This is a genomic window from Tunicatimonas pelagia (assembly GCF_030506325.1).
GTDB classification, from domain to species: Bacteria; Bacteroidota; Bacteroidia; order Cytophagales; family Cyclobacteriaceae; genus Tunicatimonas; species Tunicatimonas pelagia.
Genome location: NZ_CP120683.1, coordinates 2,461,666 through 2,480,110, shown reverse-complemented (window position 1 = coordinate 2,480,110; position 18,445 = coordinate 2,461,666). Strand labels below are relative to the sequence as shown.

The window sequence follows — 18,445 nt, the reverse complement described above, 5'->3', positions numbered from 1 at the left end:
CATGTTCAACCAAGTAAATACTAGAAAAATGAGTACGTTAAAATTCAAATCAAATATCAATTGCACTGGATGCTTATCTAAAGTAACCCCTATTTTGAACGAGGAAAAAGACATTCAAACATGGGAGGTTGATCTCGAACATGATGATCGCATTTTAACCGTAAAAACCGATAAACTACAGGCTGATGATGTTGAAAAAGCCGTTAGTAAAGCTGGTTTTCAGGCCGAATTGATAAAGTAAATCTACTGTTTGAAAGAGTGCAGCACAACGCTGCACTCTTGTCTTTTCTGAAGTAGTACTAACAAATCTCAAGAATTTTCGTTATTTCATATTAGTGAGAAAAATCATCGCCATATCGCTTGCCCTATTGATGCTTTTTAGCAATATGGGCTTTGCTATCGCCATACATTATTGTGGTGGAATGGCGGTGGAATCTAAACTCATGTACGGTCATGATCCATTGGATTGTGGGATGGCCACCATGGATATGGCTGAAATGGACAACGTGGATACGGCTACTGTGGACAAGCAATTCTGCCCGTCTGAACTGACCCACGAGCTACAGCTCACGAAAACACCGTGCTGTGAAAACGAATACCAGTCCCTGGATGTAGACGGCGATTACGAACCCACGGTTGTTCAACCGAGTCTTAACCTGGCGTTTGTTGCCGCTTTCGCTGTCTCTTTCCTTGAGATCGCTTTTCCCACGAAAACCTTAACCTCTCGGTACGCCGACTATTCCCCCCCGCTGATTGAGCAGGATATTTCTGTCCTGTATCAGGTATTTCGCATTTGATAATTTGATGATACGTTAAATCTGGTCACGCTGTCGTGACTGGATTGAACCCGTGTGTGCTTTACCGAGCCATGCCACCACCCTTCGTGATTTATCATCAAACGTTGAATGCATGTTGAACCGTACCATTAAATTCTTTTTAGAAAATAAGCTCATCACTGTTCTTATCCTGCTAGGGTTTATTGCTTGGGGTGTGGTGACCGCCCCCTTTGGATGGGAGACAGGCGTTTTACCCTCTGACCCCGTGCCGGTGGATGCTATTCCCGATATTGGCGAAAACCAGCAGATTGTCTTTACGAATTGGCAAGGCCGGTCTCCGCAAGACATTGAAGATCAAATATCCTATCCCTTAACCACCTATCTACTCGGTATTCCCGGGGTTAAGTCTATCCGCAGCTCGTCTATTTTTGGCTTTTCCAGCATCTACATCATCTTTAACGAAGACATTGAATTTTACTGGAGCCGTTCTCGCATCCTGGAGAAACTCAATTCTATCCCAGCCGGGCTACTGCCTGATGGTGTTCAGCCGACCCTGGGCCCGGATGCTACCGCGCTGGGACAAGTTTTTTGGTACACCCTGGAAGGGCGGGATGAAAACGGTAACCCCACCGGGGGATGGGATTTGCACGAGATCCGCACCGTGCAGGATTTCTACGTAAAGTACGGCCTGAACGCCACGGAAGGCGTTTCCGAAGTGGCTTCCATTGGCGGTTTTGTCCAGGAATACCAAATTGATGTGAATCCTGACGCGCTCAAAGCTTACGACATCCCCTTGCACCGCGTAATGACGGCAGTAAGGCAGTCTAACAAAGATGTGGGGGCTAAAACCATTGAAATTAATCAGGCGGAATATCTGGTGCGGGGACTGGGCTACATCAAGACCATAGAGGATATTGAAAAGGCCGTAGTGGCGGTCAATGCCAATGTACCCGTCCGTATCCAGGATATTGGCATCGTTACGCTCGGGCCGGCTACCCGAAGAGGGCTGTTGGATAAAGACGGAGCGGAAGTCGTTGGCGGTGTCGTGGTAGCCCGCTACGGCGCCAACCCCTTACAGGTTATTAACAACGTCAAAGATAAAATCGCAGAAATTGCCCCCGGCCTTCCCAAGAAAACACTCGCTAACGGTACGGTTAGCCAACTGACCATCGTCCCGTTCTACGACCGATCCCAATTGATCTACGAGACACTGGGCACCTTGGAAGAAGCCATTTCATTGCAAATTCTCATCTCAATATTGGTAGTGGTGATTATGGTTTTCAACCTGCGCGCTTCTTTGCTTATCGCGAGCATCCTGCCTATTACCGTCCTGATGGTCTTTATTGCCATGCGCTACTTTGGCGTAGATGCCAATATTGTAGCTCTGTCCGGGATCGCCATTGCTATCGGGACGATGATAGACTTGGGGATTATCCTCTCGGAAAACATCATTAAACATCTAGACGAAGCCCCCCCGGAGCAAAAGCTCATTCAAACAATCTATCAGGGTTCAGCCGAAGTCTCTTCCGCTATCCTTACGGCGGTATCTACCACCATTGTCAGTTTTGTACCAGTCTTTACCATGCAGGCCGCTGAAGGAAAGCTTTTTGGCCCCCTGGCCTTTACCAAGACCTTTGCTTTGGTCGCCGCCCTGCTGGTATCGCTGTTTATTTTACCCACCCTGGCGCACTGGTTTTTCGGCTTTAGAATAAAGAATCAGAGACTTCTTACCCTGGTCAATATTGGACTGATGGTAATGGGTGCGATTGCGCTATTCTTTACGCAATGGTGGGCGGGCATCATGCTCATCCTGTTTGGAAGCGTATTCTTCCTGAAGAGCTGGTACGAAAAGTCTAACAGGTCACAGCATTTGTATTCCTGGATCATCACCAAAGCGGAACTTATTGTGGTGGTACTGGGGGTAATCTGGCTACTGGCAGAATATTGGCTTCCCCTCGGGGCCGGTGAGAGTTTGGGGATCAATATCCTCTTTGTTGGTTTTTTGGTTGGGATCATCTTGACGGGCTTTAGTCTGTTAGCCTATTACTACCGCCCTATTTTATCCTGGTGTCTACGGCATAAAACAACTTTCCTGATCATTCCGGCTATGCTTATCCTATTCGGCCTTAACATCTGGCTAGGCTTTAACACCGTGTTTGGATTTGTGGCCAAAGGTTTTGATAAGACCGGTATAGAAATACAAACCACCCGCGTCTGGTCAGGTCTGGCCCATGCCTTTCCGGGTATTGGTAAGGAGTTTATGCCCTCTTTAGACGAAGGAAGCTTTTTACTGATGCCCACGTCCATGCCTCATTCCGGCATGGCGTATAACCGCAAGGTGGTGGGGCAACTGGATATGCTACTCACCAATATTCCTGAAGTGGCCCTCACGGTCGGTAAACTGGGCCGGGTGGAATCCGCACTTGATCCCGCCCCCATCTCTATGTACGAAAATGTCATTAACTATAAACCGGAATACATGGTGGATCAAAGAGGCCGTCGTATCCGCTTTAAAGTCGACAAAGAAGGTAACTATCGCTTACAAAGCGGTGACGTTCTCAGTAACGAGGAAGCCCTAGAACAGGGCATTTCCGCCGATCAGTTAGTACGGGATGACAATGGCACGTATTTTAGAAACTGGCGAGAGCGCATTCAGTCCCCCGATGACATTTGGGATGAGATTGTACAAGTAACGAAAATTCCCGGGGTTACCTCAGCCCCCAAACTTCAACCCATTGAGACCCGATTAGTCATGCTGCAAACCGGTATGCGGGCACCAATGGGTATCAAAGTCTATGGCCCGGATTTGAGAACTATCCAGGATTTTGGATTACAACTGGAAGAAATTCTCAAGAATGTTCCTTCGGTGAAAGCCGAAGCGGTGTTTGCGGATCGCATCGTCGGCAAGCCTTATATGCACCTCAATATCAACCGCGACGAAATTTCCCGATACGGATTGAACGTAGAAGATGTTCAGCAAACCATTGAGACGGCTATTGGTGGCATGAAGATCACCACGACGGTGGAAGGACGAGAACGCTTTCCGGTTCGGGTGCGCTACCCCCGAGAGCTGCGGGATGACCCGGAATCACTGGCAAACATCCTGATGGCTACCCCTACCGGAGCCCAGATTCCTTTAGGCCAACTGGTTGACATTGAATACGTTCGGGGACCGCAAGCCATCAAGAGTGAAGAAACATTTTTGGTCGGCTACGTCCTGTTTGACAAGCGGGATGGTTACGCCGAAGTGGATGTAGTCAATGATGCCCAGGCGGCGATTACCGATCAAATCGAGGCGGGAAATCTGGACGTGCCAGCAGGTATCAGCTACAAGTTTTCCGGCAGCTACGAAAACCAGGTACGGGCCGAAAAGCGGCTGTCCATCATCGTTCCGGTAGTGCTGGCTATCGTTTTTTTAATCCTCTACTTCCAGTTCCGATCCGTTACCACATCGCTGATGATTTTTACCGGTATTGCGATGGCCTTCACCGGCGGGTTCATCATGATTTGGCTCTACGGACAGGACTGGTTTGCCAACTTTTCGCTCTTCAATACCAACATGCGCGACCTGTTTCAGATGCAATCTATCAATTTGAGTGTAGCCGTGTGGGTCGGCTTCATTGCCCTGTTCGGTATTGCAACTGACGATGGCGTATTGATGGGAACCTATCTTGACCAGAGCTTTATCAAAAACCGAACGAAAAGCATTACCGAAATTCGGGATGCCGTCGTAGAGGCCGGTCTACGCCGGATCAGACCGGCGGTGATGACATCGGCCACCACGGTCATTGCCCTACTTCCCATTCTAACGTCAACCGGCCGGGGAGCGGATATTATGATCCCGATGGCAATACCGGCTTTTGGCGGGATGATGGTGGCGGCCGTGACCTATTTTATCGTCCCGGTACTCTATTGCCTTCGGGAGGAACGAAAACTCAGGAAACAATCATGAAAAAGATTATACACGTATTGACCGTTGCGAGTTGCGTTTTTGCCGGAAGTACTATGGCACAAGACCCAACACTGGAGGACTATTTAGCCATTGCTGCGGAGAATAATCCGGAACTTCAAGCCCAATACAAAGCCTTTGAAGCTGCCCTGGAGAAAATACCGCAAGTGACAGGCTTGCCTGATCCGACCCTTTCCTTCGGGTATTTTATCTCGCCGGTAGAAACCCGCGTCGGGCCACAACGTGCCCGGTTTTCCCTTAATCAGATGTTCCCCTGGTTTGGAACCCTGAAAGCCAGTGGGGATGTAGCCGCGCTAAAAGCGGAAGCCCAGTATCAAGCTTTTCTAGACCAGAAAAACCAGCTGTTTTATCGGGTATCCGCTTCATACTATCCGCTCTACGAACTCAATCAGTGGCTTACACTGGAGCGAGAAAATGCTGAAATTATGGAGTCCTATAAAACCATTGCCACCACCAAATTTGAAAATGCGGAAGGTACCTTGGTGGATGTGCTTCGCGTGGATTTAATGCTCAAAGATGCCACTACCACTATTGAAATCCTTGAAGAGAAACGGCAACCCCTTGAGAGCACCTTCAATACGTTGCTCAACCAATCAGCGTCTACCCCCATAGAAATACCCGATACCCTGATTATCTCGGCTGAGGCACAAGAGATTAGCCAAGACTCACTGTTTAGAGAGAATCCGGTATTAGAAGAACTGGATTTGAAAATAAAAGCCAGCGAAGCGCAAGGGATTCTCGCGGAAAAGCAGGGGCTGCCCAAAATAGGCATTGGTCTGGACTATGTAATGGTCGGTCAGCGGGAAGACCTCGCACCCGGCATGAGTATACAGGATGACGGTCAGGATGCGTTGATGCCGATGGTTTCCCTGAGCCTACCCCTCTACCGGGGTAAATACCGGGCAGCAAAAAAGGAAGCCCAGCTCATGCAGCAGGGCTATTCCTTGCAAAAAGAAGGGATAATCAACGATCTCATCACCAATTTTGAGGTGACCACCTTTGAGCTGTCCCAGCAAAGCCAACTGATTGCCCTGTATCAAGAGCAAATCGGGCAAACCCGTCAGGTGCTCAATCTTTTATTGACCGCTTATAGTAACTCGGGGAAGGAATTTGAAGAAGTACTCAGGGTACAACAGCAACTGCTCACCTATCAAAAGATGAAAGCAACCGCGCTGATGAAGTACCATATCGCGCTAGCGAAGCTTAATTACTTAACGGCAAAGAATTACTGATATGAAGATTTCCATTCAAAAACTCGTTCTTATTGGTCTGGCCATACTTGCTGCTGGACTGCTTTTAGGCTGGCTCTTTTTTGGTGGCAGTTCAGCACCGGAAGAACATTCGCATACCGAAGTTATCAGTGGTGAGACGGTATGGACGTGCTCTATGCACCCGCAAATCCGTCAGGGCGAACCGGGACAATGCCCAATTTGCGGCATGGATTTGATCCCCTTGGAAGAAGGTAATGATGAGGGACTTGATCCGATGGCCGTTTCCATGTCACCCACGGCCATGCAACTGGCTAATGTCGCTACCGCGCAAGTAGGAAGCTTACGACCGGTCAAAAACCTGCAACTGAACGGAAAAGTACAGGAAGATGAGCGACTGGTGTTTAGTCAAACCGCTCACTTCCCCGGTCGAATTGAAAAGCTGCTGGTCAACTTTACCGGGGAATACGTCACCAAAGGAAAGCCCATTGCTTACTTATATTCACCAGAATTAGTCACCGCCCAAGAGGAGCTTTTTGAAGCCTATAAAATCCGCCAAAGCCAACCGCAACTCTACCGTGCTGCCCGGGAAAAGCTGAAGAACTGGAAACTCACGGAAAGCCAGATTGATAAAGTCATTAGCTCAGGACGAGCCAAAGAGGAGTTTCCCATTAATGCCGATTATTCCGGTTACGTCTTGGAGAGGAATGTTAATCTGGGCGATCATGTCATGGCGGGAGAAGCCATTTATGAGATCGCCAGCCTATCCCGCGTTTGGGTCTTATTCGATATTTACGAAAACGATCTTCCCTGGATTGATAAGGGTGATTCTGTGGAGTTCACAGTGGCTTCCCTGCCGGGCAAAACCTACGAAGGAAAGATTGATTATATCGACCCCGTGATTAACCCGCAAACGCGCGTGGCCCAAGCGCGGGTGGTCGTTCAAAATACCGACAAGGCATTAAAGCCGGAAATGTTTGCTTCGGGCTCTATCAAAGCCGAACTGGAAGAGCGGCGCGATGAGCTGGTGATTCCCAAGTCAGCAGTCTTATGGACGGGTAAACGTTCCGTCGTCTACGTCAAAACGTCGGGCGATCAGGGACTTCATTTTAAAATGCAGGAAATCGTTTTAGGTCCGGCTCTGGAAGACTCTTACATCGTGGAAAGTGGCCTGACGGCGGGTGAGGAAATTGCTGTCAGTGGCACTTTCTCAATTGATGCTGCCGCCCAGCTCGCCGGAAAGCCCTCTATGATGGCACCCGAGGGAGGAGCGACTATGACCGGGCATAATCATGGAGGCGCGCCTTCTTCTATGCCGACCTCTACCAAAGAAAGTCATAGCGGACATTCAATGGATACCCTTCCACACGTCAATGAAATGAGTGAGGCCTACGAAGCTGATGAAGCCTTTAATAATCAGCTTTCAGCCGTTTTTAGAGACTATCTACCCCTTAAAGATGCATTGATTGAAAGCAATGTGACCGCCGCCAATAACGCAGCACGAACCTTACTGGAGACCCTGGAAAAAGTAGATATGTCTCTGGTGAAAGATGAGGCTCACATGACGTGGATGAACGACTTGAATGTCTTAAAAACTTCAAGCCAAACGATTGCCAACGCCAGTAATCTTGACACGATACGCGAGATGCTTTCCCCCTTGAGTGACCAGCTCTATCACACGTTAAAAAAATATCAGGTTGAGATTGATGGTTATCGGCAGTACTGCCCGATGGCTAAAGACAATACCGGGGCTTTCTGGCTGAGTGACTCTGATGAAGTGCTTAATCCCTACTTCGGGGAAGCCATGCTTACCTGTGGTGAAGTGGTATCAACGTTCAAATAAAATCTCAATCTGGAAAAACCAACTAATTCTGAAGATGGTAACAACACTTCATATAAAAAATATGGTATGCCCACGGTGTATAATGGTTGTTGAAAGTGAGTTGAAGGCGTTGGGAGCCGAGGTGCAAGCGGTAGAACTGGGCTATGCTCAGGTGCAACTTCCAGCGACACTTACACTTAAAGAAATTGATGCTCAACTGAAAAAGTGTGGGCTTGAACTTATTTATGAACCCGAAAGTCTACTTATCGAGCAGACTAAAATTGCTGTCTTGGATTATCTAAATCACGTGCAGGCCAAAGGAAATAATGCCAAAAAGCTCTCGGAGTATATCGCACTTAAAGTTGGTAAGAACTACGGTTACTTAAGCAAGATATTTTCAAAATATACCACCGATACGCTAGAGAGCTACTACATCCACTTACGGGTAGAGAAGGTGAAGGAGCTGTTAGACTACGATCAGCTTAATGCCTCTGAAATTGCCATGACCTTAGGATATAGCAGTGTCCATTATCTCTCTAACCAGTTTAAAAGAATCACGGGCTTTTCGGTATCTGAGTACAAAAGAAGGGTGAAGATAGATAGAGAGTCTCTTGATAGCCTATGACAAGACGCTGTACATCTCAAACCAATAAAAGCAGTACAGATCATTACCCATTTCCTGGTTACAGAAGTTGAAATTTTATACACATTAAACAGAGTATCGTAACTCGATAGCATTAGATATTAGTTTACTTTCCGAGTCTATTTTTTAACTAAATCCATTTTTTATGAACAGCAAATTCAAAAGTTGTATTGAGGCCTGCCAGGCGTGCTTGGTAGAGTGCCAAAACTGCCTCATGGAAATGGCGGGTAAGAGCAGCATGAACGACTGTCCCAAATGTTGTGCAATCTGCGTGGATGCCTGCTACGTCTGCATCAAATTTATGGCCGCTGATAGCCAGTATGCCAGTAAATACTGCGCGCTCTGCGCTGAAATTTGCGAGTGGTGCGCCCAAGAATGCGATGCTCACGATCATGACCATTGCAAGCAATGTGCCGAATCTTGCCGTAAGTGTGCGGAAGAATGCCAGAAAATGGCGGCTTAAGAGCAGATGAAGAGTTCACCCTAACAAAGGTGAACTCTTCTTAAAAAGATTTAGAGTTTTATCAATAATGACAGCAATCTTGCTCGGCATTTGGGCGCCTTATACCTAATACTGTCTATATACTAAGTTGCTTTTACAATTGCATACCGCAAGCAACCCAATAGTATGAGTTACAAAAACTTATTTACCATCAGCTATATGTCTAGTCGCCAACGAGCCAATCAATCATAACCATCGAGAGTATGATGAGCTAGAACACCAGATAGTAATACATGACAACCGTTTTTCTATTACCCAACTGAAACTATACGTCAAGCCATTGACTATTCACGGACAATTCATAAGTCTATTTCATAACCTTTAAAAGGACACGATAATGAATATTAAGAAGACCTCCTTAATCATGACCACGATGATACTGAGTATCATCTTTTTAGCATCCTGTTCCGGCGAGCAAAACCGACAATCCGCCGAAGTCAATACCCCGGCTGAGGTAAAGGAAGAACAGAAAACGACGGCTGATATAGCGGATGTTAGCTTTGTCGATGGCATGACCGGCAAAGCTTTTCACAATTATTTACAGCTTCAACGAGCGCTGTTTAATTCCGATCTGGATGAGGCGAAAAAAGTAGCCCGTAATTTATCAGAGACGTTCACCCAAGAACGGGATCATCTTAAAGAGCTTGCTGTCAATATGGCCGAAGCGGACGATTTAGCGGGTGTACGGACACACTTTTCTTCCTTTACCAATGAGGTTGAACCGCTCTTTAGCGAAGCTATCTCAAAAGGTACCGTCTATAAACAGTATTGCCCGATGGCTTTTGACAATAAAGGAGCCTACTGGATTGCCGATGTAAAAGAGATCAACAACCCCTACTTCGGTGAGCAGATGCCGACCTGTGGAGAAACCGTAGAGACTATTTCAAAATAAAGAGAGCGCACGATGAATAATCACTATATCAAATTTGGTCTGATGATGACCGTATCCTTTGTCATTATGTACGCGGTCATGTTCCTGAACGCCGATGTTTGGGATCATGTGATGCTCAGCACGACCCGAACCTACATGACCATCCTGATGATCGCCCCGATGGCAATTTCCATGATGCTGTTCATGTGGGGGATGTATAAGAACAAAGCCCTTAACTACGTCATTCTGGCCGTGGCAGCCATTGTTTTTATCGCGACGCTGACCATGCTTCGCCAGCAAACATTGATTGCTGATGTGCAGTGGATGAAAGCCATGATTCCCCACCACTCTTCTGCCATTATGGTTAGCCAAAAAGCGCATCTGAAAGACCCGGAAGCGATCAAACTGGCCGAAGAAATCATTGAGGCGCAGAAGCGGGAAATTGCTCAAATGAAAAAGATGATTTACCGGCTAGAAAGCGAGCAATAATACGTAAAGATGGAACAACATCACCACGCGCATACCGATCCGCATACCGATCATGAACGTCATTCGGGCGGGCATCACGATCATCACGCCCATATGATTGAGGATTTTAAGCGGCGGTTCTATATCTGTACCGCGCTTTCCATCCCCGTACTGGCCTTTTCGGAAATGATCCAAGGCTTCTTGGGCGTTGAGTTCAGTTTTCCCGGAATGGGTTACGTGGCCGCCGCCCTGGCGACATTTATTTTCCTCTACGGGGGGTGGCCGTTCCTGAAAGGGTTAAAAGACGAGCTTTCCGAAGGCGGGCCTGGCATGATGACCTTGATTGCCATTGCCATTACGGTCGCTTGGGCCTATAGCACCGCCGTGATCCTCGGACTGGAAGGCAAGGTATTTTACTGGGAGCTGGTCACCCTAATTGACATCATGCTACTGGGGCACTGGCTGGAAATGCGCTCTATCATGGGCGCATCCAAAGCTCTGGAAAGACTAGCCGAACTTATGCCCTCGGAAGCTCATAGAGTGGTAGGCAACGATATTCATGATGTCAAAATCAGCGCCCTCAAAAAAGGGGATATTATCCTGATTAAGCCGGGCGAGAAGGTTCCGGCGGATGGAAAAATCATCGAGGGCGATAGCGACCTGAACGAAAGTGCCTTAACCGGTGAAAGCAAGCCGGTTCAAAAATCCGAAGGTGATAGTGTAATCGGTGGAGCCATCAACGGGGACGGCAGTATTCAAGTAGAAGTAACCTCTTCGGGTGAGGACAGCTACTTGAATAAAGTCATCAAGCTGGTAGAGGAAGCCCAGCAAACCAAATCAAAGACCCAAAGTCTCGCTAACAAAGCAGCCGGATGGTTAGCCTATATCGCGATTGGGGTTGGGGCAGTGACCTTCGTCGTTTGGGCCTTCTTTACGTCTCAGGGAATGGATTTTGCCCTGGAGCGCATGGTCACCGTCATGATTATCACTTGCCCTCACGCTTTAGGCTTGGCAGTACCCCTCGTTGTTGCTATTTCCACCGCCTTATCCGCTAAAAATGGGCTACTGATACGGAACCGAACCGCCTTTGAAAACAGCCGTAAAATCTCGGCGATTGTGTTTGATAAAACCGGCACCCTCACCGAGGGTAATTTTGGCGTGAACCGGATCAAAGCCTTAGATGAACGTTCCGAGGAGGACCTCTTAGCCTTAGCCGGAGCTATTGAGCAAAGCTCAGAACACCCCATTGCCAGAGGTATTGTGAACGAGGCGAAAAAACGGGAACTTAAGCTGCCGTCAGTTTCTGAATTTGGTTCTACGAAAGGAAAAGGGGTGAATGCAAAAGTTAATGGCATCCCCTATCAGATTGTGAGTCCCGGCTATTTAAAAGAAGAAGGGATTAATCTACCGGAAGGAGCCCATTCCGATCAGGCGGAAACGGTGGTGTTCATATTAAAAGAAGGTTCTCTCATTGGCTTTATCGCTCTGGCCGATCAAATCAGAAAGGAAAGTAAGGATGCCATCCAAACGCTCAAAGATAAGGGTATTAAAGTGTTGATGGCTACCGGAGATAACGAGCAAACGGCGAAAGCCGTAGCGAGCACATTGGGGTTGGATGGCTACTATAGTCAGGTGCTTCCTCACGAAAAGTCCGAACTGATTGAGAAGTTACAACAAGAAGGACACCATGTAGCAATGACTGGGGATGGAGTCAATGATGCCCCGGCCCTAGCGAAAGCCGATATTGGTATCGCCGTAGGCTCAGGCACGGATGTCGCGGCGGAAACCGCCGATATTATTCTGACTGAAAGCAGTCCGTCCGATATTGCCAACCTGATCTTATTTGGTCGCGCTACCTACAACAAGATGGTGCAAAACCTGGTGTGGGCCACCGGCTATAATGTGGTGGCCATTCCACTGGCTGCCGGGGTTCTATTTTATCAAGGGATTATGATCAATCCAGCCGTTGGGGCTGCCTTGATGAGTTTAAGTACGATTGTTTGTGCGGCGAATGCTCAATTGTTAAGGTTTAAGTTCAAGTAACGCTGGTGCTTTATCTTGCTATAAACGATTACTGTACCGCCAAGTGAACTTCTTGAGTTAAGCTATTCTACTAGTATAGCATCAATGTCTCAGAGAAATACCTTCTAAGTTGTAAGAATCGTATCTACACAAAACAGCAAACTTTGATTGTATAACCTTACTATGAGCAACCGCGAAAAACGTATCAAATCCTTAATCCTTCAAATGACAGACGAAAGAAGGCACGATAAAACCATTTGTCCATCCGAAGTAGCGCGCAAAATACTTGATAATGATTGGCGTACCCTTATGCCAATTGTTCGCGACATTGCCGATCAACTCGCTGCTGACGGTCAAATTATAATTACACAGAAGGGCAAACGAATTGATAGTGCTAAGGAGGCTATCGGGCCAATACGGTTATCTACCAAATGCCCGTTCGGTTAAGTAAAATATGAATTAACACGTTCAGCGGTACTTATTGATCTAGTTTTAGATCGTAGCGCGTACTACGCCCGCCGCCGCCGACCGGGACAAATACACCCTGTTCTACCAAGTCCTGCATATCACGGGTGGCAGTTGCTTTAGAGGTATGGGTAATGGAGATGTACTTTTTGGCACTCATGCCGCCCTCAAACCCTTTCGGCCCTTCGTCCAGCATCCGGCGGATGGCTTTAAGTTGACGTTCATTGAGACTGTTTTTGAAGCGATCAAAGAACCTGGTCTTTTTTAAGGTAAAATCGATCAACTCCTCGGCTTGGGTCTGGGCATCCAGCACCATATCCACAAAGTAGATGATCCAGTTGGTAACCTCGTTGGATTGCTGGGCTCTTTGAAGTGCCCCGTAATAGGCATTCTTATTGGCTTCTATTGAGCGGGACAGGCTCAACAGGATCGGGCGGTTGATATGTTGGGACAGGGCTTTTTCCGAGATCGCCCGGCCTATCCGGCCATTGCCATCTTCAAACGGATGAATGGTTTCAAAATAGAGATGGGCTATGGCTGAATGCAGAATGGGCTTTTTGATCTCATTTTTACCACCCGGCCCGGTCTCGTTAAACCATCGGATAAACTGCGCCATCTCGGCAGGTACTAGTGAAGACGGCGGAGCTTCATAGTGGACTTTCTCTTTCCCCAACGCCCCGGAGACCACCTGCATCGGTTCTTCATGGCTACGCCATTCCCCTATGGCAATCCGCCGATTGCCTTTCATCAACATCCGGTGCCAGGCAAAGAGCTTGTCTTGGGTCAGCGGTTCGGCGTAGCTGTCACGCACATCAATCATCAGTTCGGCCGCCCCTTCGGCGCGTTTGTCCGATACATTCTCAACCGATGGGTTTAGCCCCAGATTATTACGGATGGAGGACATCACATCCTGACGGCTAAGATATTCCCCTTCAATCTCGGAGGTCTTCACCGCTTCGGACACCATCAGGTCAATCACCGCTTCGGTTTGGGTTGTGTCCGGCAAACCGGCTAATACGCCACTAACCCGCCCGACCCGTTGAGCAAAGTCAAAGAGTTTATCTTCAACTTCGTCTATTGAGTAAGTAAAGTCCGGCCAGTCCGGAAGTTGCCAATTATACGCCATGAGCCGATTATATCCTTTATTCGGCTCAAATATATCAAATTAATGAGCCGATTGTCAAGATTATTCGGCTCAATAGTAAGTTACGACCCCCACGCGCAAGGTGTCCATGCGTTTTTGGGTAAAGGTCGCGGTGTTGTCCCGACATCCGCAAAAGGGACGGCATATCCTCCTTTCGCTTCGCTTTCGTCCGGTATTCCGTTTCCTGTTTGCTCTAGTCGTGCCAAACCGCAGGGTGAGACCCAAAATTCATGTATCACCCTAAAGCCTAAATTCTATGAGTGCTTCAGAACAACACTACCGCCCCGATGGCGGCCAGCGAACTATTGTCTTTCCCAGTCGCATCGCTGAAATCAAAGTATCCTATTCCCGCAAGGTCAAAGACTGTGACCGGTTTAAAATTACCGATTCCGAGAGTGCTGTGGCGGTACTACGCAGTCGCTGGAAAAAAGGACGCATCCAGTATGTCGAAGAGTTCAAAACCATCTTTCTTGACCGCAGCAACCGGGTTCTGGGATTAAGAACGGTATCACAAGGCGGACAGGCCGGGTGCGTAGCCGACCCCAAGGTGATCTTTGGGGCCGCGTTGAAAGCTCATGCGGCGGCGTTGATTGCCGCGCACAATCACCCATCGGGCCAACTTAGCCCCAGTGAGGCCGATATTAAGCTCACCCGAAAACTGAAAGAGATTGGCATCCTACTGGATTTACCCCTTCTCGATCATATCATTTTAACCCAAGACAGCTATCGGTCTTTTGCCGATGAGGGGATGCTTTAAGCATCCTCTTTCTTTTTCCAATGCTTTTCATGTTTCATCTAAATTTTATGCCTTATGACACTGTTCACACAAACCATCATTGACCAATTAATCAACCAGTACCCAAAAGGCGGACATCTGGAAAACCAAAACGTCATTTGTAAAATCTTCAACCCCTATGGTGCCGGTACATGGTATTGCATCAATATGGACCCGTCCGACCAGGATTATGTCTGGGGAATTGCCCATCTGTTTGAATGGGAAATCGGGAGCGTATTGAGAAGCAGCCTGGAAACCATCCGGGTGCCCCCGTTTGGCTTACCACTGGAACGGGACATTCATTTTGAGCCCGTGAATGCCCAACAGCTCTGGGACAGGCTTATGGCTGGAGAGACTATATAGCATCTAGGGTGCGGCAGTATTTGACTTATGCAGCCGCACCCTTTATACCACATCTCATGTTGAAGACGTACAAACACGCACTCATCGCCCTGGCCGGTGGTACTGCTTTTTGTCTGCTGGCCGCACTGGCATTTGCTGCGAGTACGTCACTGTCGGCGCACTCGCCTTACGGCGGTGACTGCACCTTCAACGTGCCGCTCATGAGCAGTATGACCACCGATATCCGGTGCTAGGCCGTTCTATCCGGCATATTGCCTTTGCGCTTGGTCTTTTCATTATTATCACATCTCAGCCAGTGGGTATTATCCAAACCGCTCAGGCACGCTCTTCCCCACTAGACCCGTTAATTGCCCAAACCCAGCTTTTAACAGCGTTAGAAAGGGCGCAGCACATCGTGCATGGCAATGTCTCTACTGAACAATGGTCTAACGCTTTGCAAGAAGGCCGGATGGCTTATAAGCAATTTACCCAAGCCGGTCTTGAAAGCACCACCTTCCGCAATATTATAAAGCTGCTGGAGAAAGCGGTACATGTACAATCCATCGATATTGCCACCTATGGATTAACCTGCCAGATACCGGCACCGCCCGACCCCTGTATTGAACGCTTCGTGAGCGACATATCGCGTAGTATTCCCGGCACTATGCCGTTTTATAAGCAGGTGATTAACGCCAAGCATTATATGGCGCAAAGCCAGCAAAACCTTGAAGCCTATCAAGCGCATCGGGTCAATCGCCTTGCTGCCCAGATTGATACGTTCATCGGCCTTACGCTGGATGAATTAACAAATACGACACCTTCTCCCTAAGACTTATTGGATTCCGGGCTTACCAGCCCTCTTCTTTCTCTTGCTAAGGGCTTCGCCCTCACGCCCGCAAGGGTAAAGGCGATACCGCCCAAACCCCGGGAGAATTTTCCCCTGCCCGTAAACGGGCATTCCTCGCGACCCGCTTTGCTTTCAAAATTCACCCGTGTTTGCCCTTGCCGTTGTTACCCCACCCTCGCCGGGAACAAGGGTTCATAACGAACCCCATTAACAACTTAAGGAAAGGACTATTTCATGATACTCTTTACCAACCAAATCATCCAGGACTTAACCGCTCAGTATGATAGAGGTAGTGCGTTAGAAACCCAGAATATCATCTGTAAAATTTTCAATCCGTATGGAGCCGGTACGTGGTACTGCCTGAATATGGACCCGGCGGATGAAGACTATATCTGGTGTATCGCTCATATCACGGAATGGGAAACCGGTAGTGTCCTACGCAGCGAACTGGAAACCCTTCTGGTGCCACCGTTCGGTCTGCCACTGGAACGCGACCTGTCATTCCAACCTATGAACGCCAAAACGGCTTTTGACCGGCTTATTACCGGGCAGTCGCTTTATTCCTCTCATGCCAGTAAGGAGGGCTAAGCCATGAAAATAAAAGATACGATCACATGGCGCGATATTGAGGTTACAATTAAATACAATGATTGCTATCACAAATACAATGACCTTCATATCGCCCGTCTTAAGATAGAGGCAGCAATCCCACTGCCTATCACCGAAACTGGCTATAAGTCACATTTCACCCATCCCGACAATATAGAAGCGTCTGGAGGGGCCGTCAGCTTTGTTACCGCCTGGCTAGACCACCATGCGCAGAAACCTGAATGGATTGATGCCGAAGAGCAACGAAGGCAGTATAGTTTACTATAGGCTTAGAAAAATTTCTCGAGCCGGGCAAAGAATTCGCCCGGCTCTACGCTAGCTCTTTCTAAAAAACTCAATCTCCGGCGCCATTGGCACGACATTTGGTTTTGCGCTGGTTCTGATTATCTAGATCGTCTGGCAAAATCAGCATCATTGATAAGAATCTTCGAGTCAATACGTTTGGCCCTCTCTACCTTTTTCATTGATTTTTCAAGCTTCTTATCCGCACGGTTTTGCCTACGCCTGGCTTTTCCAATCCTTCCTATTTCTTTAGCGTCATTAGCTTCATCTTGAAATTTTTCTGATTTGTCTAAAAGAGCATATGATTGGATCATTCTGCTTCGAGCGCGTTTTGTTCGTGCTTGATAAGGAGGTGGGTAGTACTTGTTCTCTTTTTTACTATCTGCTTTTTCTGAAACAGTATCTTTTGGCACTGTCTGCGCCAAAAGTGTATCAGATGGCACGGTATCAGCTGGAACGGAAAACACCCGTGCGGTTTGCGCGCCCTCTTGTACCGGAGATGTGACAGATGGTGCTGGGGAAATCGGCTTAACCGCTTGGACAGGTGCCTGTACAGTTACCTGCTGCGTTACAGTAAGCTCTTTCACACATGGTACAGATTTTAATTCGGGGGAAAGAGGTTCGGGTGTTAGTGACCCAAAAACAGTAAGCCATGCAGCTAACTGGCTTATACGTTTCTGTTTAAACAAACTAACAAGGACAATAAGGCATTCAGGGTAAAAGTCAGACAATTGCATAGATTTGTGGTTTAACGTTTAATATGGCGAAGCAACTATCTGACGGCTAAGCCATATTTAAATTTGTTTATTTGGCATTACTAAGAATAATATTTTTATATATGTAAATTATCAATATATAAATCTATATAAATTAATTCAAATATCCCAAAGTAAGGATATGGATATTTTACTTTTTTGTTTCTTTCTTGGTATTAAATCGTAATTTCGTTGTATGGATACCAGTCACAGTGCTATCAAAAATAGAGGTATTACAACATATCGTAAAAAATGTAGGGAAACATTGCAGCTTCTTATGCCTATTTACGACTGGTTGTATACGACGGTAATCAAATCGCCCGAAACGATACAAGAGAATAGGCTGTCATATCTAAAAGATAGAGGCCAGAAATTTATTGACTCTTTTCATACTTTAAGCGATAATTCCATAAGTCAATTATCGGAACTGGAGTGTGATATGGATAGAGAGCCTGTTACAATCTTACAATGGGATGGTGAAACAGAAGACGACCTTAAAAAACAGTTGCAGGGTGCCATTGAAGAAGCACATCAATCCGGATCGAATAGAATTGATTTTGTAGCATCCGTTAAACCTGTTTTTAAGTCCCCGCGATTATTCGATACCTTGATGGACTCAGGCGTTCATTTCGATGCTCTCAATGAAGAAGATACAGTTTACGCTATTTCTACCTACCTCTATGAGCGCATTGCCAATCTAACGGCAATCAAGAAAGCTTCAAAAAAATACGCAGATCGCTATGCTTTGAACATGGCCGACATTGTTAAAAACGCAGAGGAAGAAATTTTTAACGAAGGCCAAAAAGTGACGAACCAGAGAGTGGCCGATAAACTAACCGAACAAGGTATTGCGCCGCCGCGCGGCAAGCCTGATAAAGCTTGGCGGTCATCAACAGTACATCGTCTGCGACAACGCATAGAAAAGCTCAAGCCTGACTGATTAT

General features: G+C 47.3%; 19 protein-coding genes. 17 read left to right on the top strand and 2 right to left on the bottom strand.

The genetic code is table 11. The features are described 5' to 3' along the window. Window position 1 precedes the first annotated feature (1 nt). The 11 genes from P0M28_RS10550 (at window position 2) to P0M28_RS10500 (ending at window position 12,729) form a co-directional block, all read left to right on the top strand. Window positions 2–241, top strand: a complete 240-nt coding sequence (locus tag P0M28_RS10550; RefSeq protein WP_302209864.1) for a heavy-metal-associated domain-containing protein — start codon at window positions 2–4, stop codon at window positions 239–241. 94 nt (window positions 242–335) lie between these two features. Next, a complete protein-coding gene (locus P0M28_RS10545; protein ID WP_302209863.1) occupies window positions 336–797 on the top strand; it encodes an HYC_CC_PP family protein in 462 nt (153 codons plus the stop codon). 112 nt (window positions 798–909) lie between these two features. Continuing rightward, window positions 910–4,728, top strand: coding sequence for an efflux RND transporter permease subunit (locus P0M28_RS10540; protein WP_302209862.1), 3,819 nt, complete (start codon window positions 910–912; stop codon window positions 4,726–4,728). Then, window positions 4,725–5,978 (top strand): TolC family protein, encoded by a 1,254-nt coding sequence (locus tag P0M28_RS10535; RefSeq protein WP_302209861.1) that lies wholly within the window; start codon window positions 4,725–4,727, stop codon window positions 5,976–5,978. The genes P0M28_RS10540 and P0M28_RS10535 overlap by 4 nt, the downstream gene beginning before the upstream one ends. Window position 5,979: 1 nt before the next feature. Continuing rightward, window positions 5,980–7,797, top strand: coding sequence for an efflux RND transporter periplasmic adaptor subunit (locus P0M28_RS10530; RefSeq protein ID WP_302209860.1), 1,818 nt, complete (start codon window positions 5,980–5,982; stop codon window positions 7,795–7,797). Between the two features lie 82 nt (window positions 7,798–7,879). Then, the gene (locus P0M28_RS10525; protein WP_302209859.1) at window positions 7,880–8,401 is read left to right on the top strand and encodes a helix-turn-helix domain-containing protein; all 522 of its coding nucleotides are present in this window, start codon (window positions 7,880–7,882) and stop codon (window positions 8,399–8,401) included. 163 nt (window positions 8,402–8,564) lie between these two features. Next, complete coding sequence (locus P0M28_RS31275; protein WP_496060942.1) at window positions 8,565–8,882, top strand: four-helix bundle copper-binding protein; 318 nt, start codon at window positions 8,565–8,567, stop codon at window positions 8,880–8,882. Between the two features lie 403 nt (window positions 8,883–9,285). Then, a complete protein-coding gene (locus tag P0M28_RS10515; protein ID WP_302209857.1) occupies window positions 9,286–9,813 on the top strand; it encodes a DUF3347 domain-containing protein in 528 nt (175 codons plus the stop codon). A gap of 12 nt (window positions 9,814–9,825) precedes the next feature. Further along, window positions 9,826–10,281, top strand: a complete 456-nt coding sequence (locus tag P0M28_RS10510) for a DUF305 domain-containing protein (RefSeq protein ID WP_302209856.1) — start codon at window positions 9,826–9,828, stop codon at window positions 10,279–10,281. Between the two features lie 9 nt (window positions 10,282–10,290). Further along, window positions 10,291–12,303, top strand: coding sequence for a copper-translocating P-type ATPase (locus P0M28_RS10505; protein WP_302209855.1), 2,013 nt, complete (start codon window positions 10,291–10,293; stop codon window positions 12,301–12,303). 162 nt (window positions 12,304–12,465) lie between these two features. Next, window positions 12,466–12,729, top strand: coding sequence for a DUF3253 domain-containing protein (locus tag P0M28_RS10500; protein WP_302209854.1), 264 nt, complete (start codon window positions 12,466–12,468; stop codon window positions 12,727–12,729). 31 nt (window positions 12,730–12,760) lie between these two features. Here P0M28_RS10500 and P0M28_RS10495 read toward each other — a convergent pair whose 3' ends face one another. Then, window positions 12,761–13,873 carry a Fic family protein gene (locus tag P0M28_RS10495; protein ID WP_302209853.1) on the bottom strand — a complete coding sequence of 371 codons (1,113 nt, stop codon included), beginning with the start codon at window positions 13,871–13,873 and terminating at the stop codon, window positions 12,761–12,763. A 274-nt stretch (window positions 13,874–14,147) separates the two neighbouring features. Here P0M28_RS10495 and P0M28_RS10490 point away from each other — a divergent pair, with 274 nt between their 5' ends. The 5 genes from P0M28_RS10490 (at window position 14,148) to P0M28_RS10470 (ending at window position 16,731) form a co-directional block, all read left to right on the top strand. Beyond that, the gene (locus tag P0M28_RS10490) at window positions 14,148–14,648 is read left to right on the top strand and encodes a JAB domain-containing protein (protein WP_302209852.1); all 501 of its coding nucleotides are present in this window, start codon (window positions 14,148–14,150) and stop codon (window positions 14,646–14,648) included. Window positions 14,649–14,702: 54 nt separating this feature from the next. Next, entirely contained in the window at window positions 14,703–15,029 is a 327-nt protein-coding gene (locus P0M28_RS10485) for a DUF2958 domain-containing protein (protein ID WP_302209851.1), read from the top strand. Between the two features lie 226 nt (window positions 15,030–15,255). Then, the gene (locus tag P0M28_RS10480) at window positions 15,256–15,837 is read left to right on the top strand and encodes a hypothetical protein (RefSeq protein ID WP_302209850.1); all 582 of its coding nucleotides are present in this window, start codon (window positions 15,256–15,258) and stop codon (window positions 15,835–15,837) included. 252 nt (window positions 15,838–16,089) lie between these two features. Beyond that, entirely contained in the window at window positions 16,090–16,443 is a 354-nt protein-coding gene (locus P0M28_RS10475; RefSeq protein ID WP_302209849.1) for a DUF2958 domain-containing protein, read from the top strand. A 3-nt stretch (window positions 16,444–16,446) separates the two neighbouring features. Then, window positions 16,447–16,731, top strand: a complete 285-nt coding sequence (locus P0M28_RS10470) for a hypothetical protein (protein ID WP_302209848.1) — start codon at window positions 16,447–16,449, stop codon at window positions 16,729–16,731. A 116-nt stretch (window positions 16,732–16,847) separates the two neighbouring features. Here the strand turns inward: P0M28_RS10470 and P0M28_RS10465 are convergent, their stop codons facing one another. After that, window positions 16,848–17,483: a hypothetical protein gene (locus P0M28_RS10465; RefSeq protein ID WP_302209847.1), complete on the bottom strand. Its 636-nt coding sequence runs from the start codon at window positions 17,481–17,483 to the stop codon at window positions 16,848–16,850. A 214-nt stretch (window positions 17,484–17,697) separates the two neighbouring features. Here P0M28_RS10465 and P0M28_RS10460 point away from each other — a divergent pair, with 214 nt between their 5' ends. Beyond that, window positions 17,698–18,441 (top strand): hypothetical protein, encoded by a 744-nt coding sequence (locus P0M28_RS10460; protein WP_302209846.1) that lies wholly within the window; start codon window positions 17,698–17,700, stop codon window positions 18,439–18,441. Window positions 18,442–18,445 lie beyond the last annotated feature (4 nt).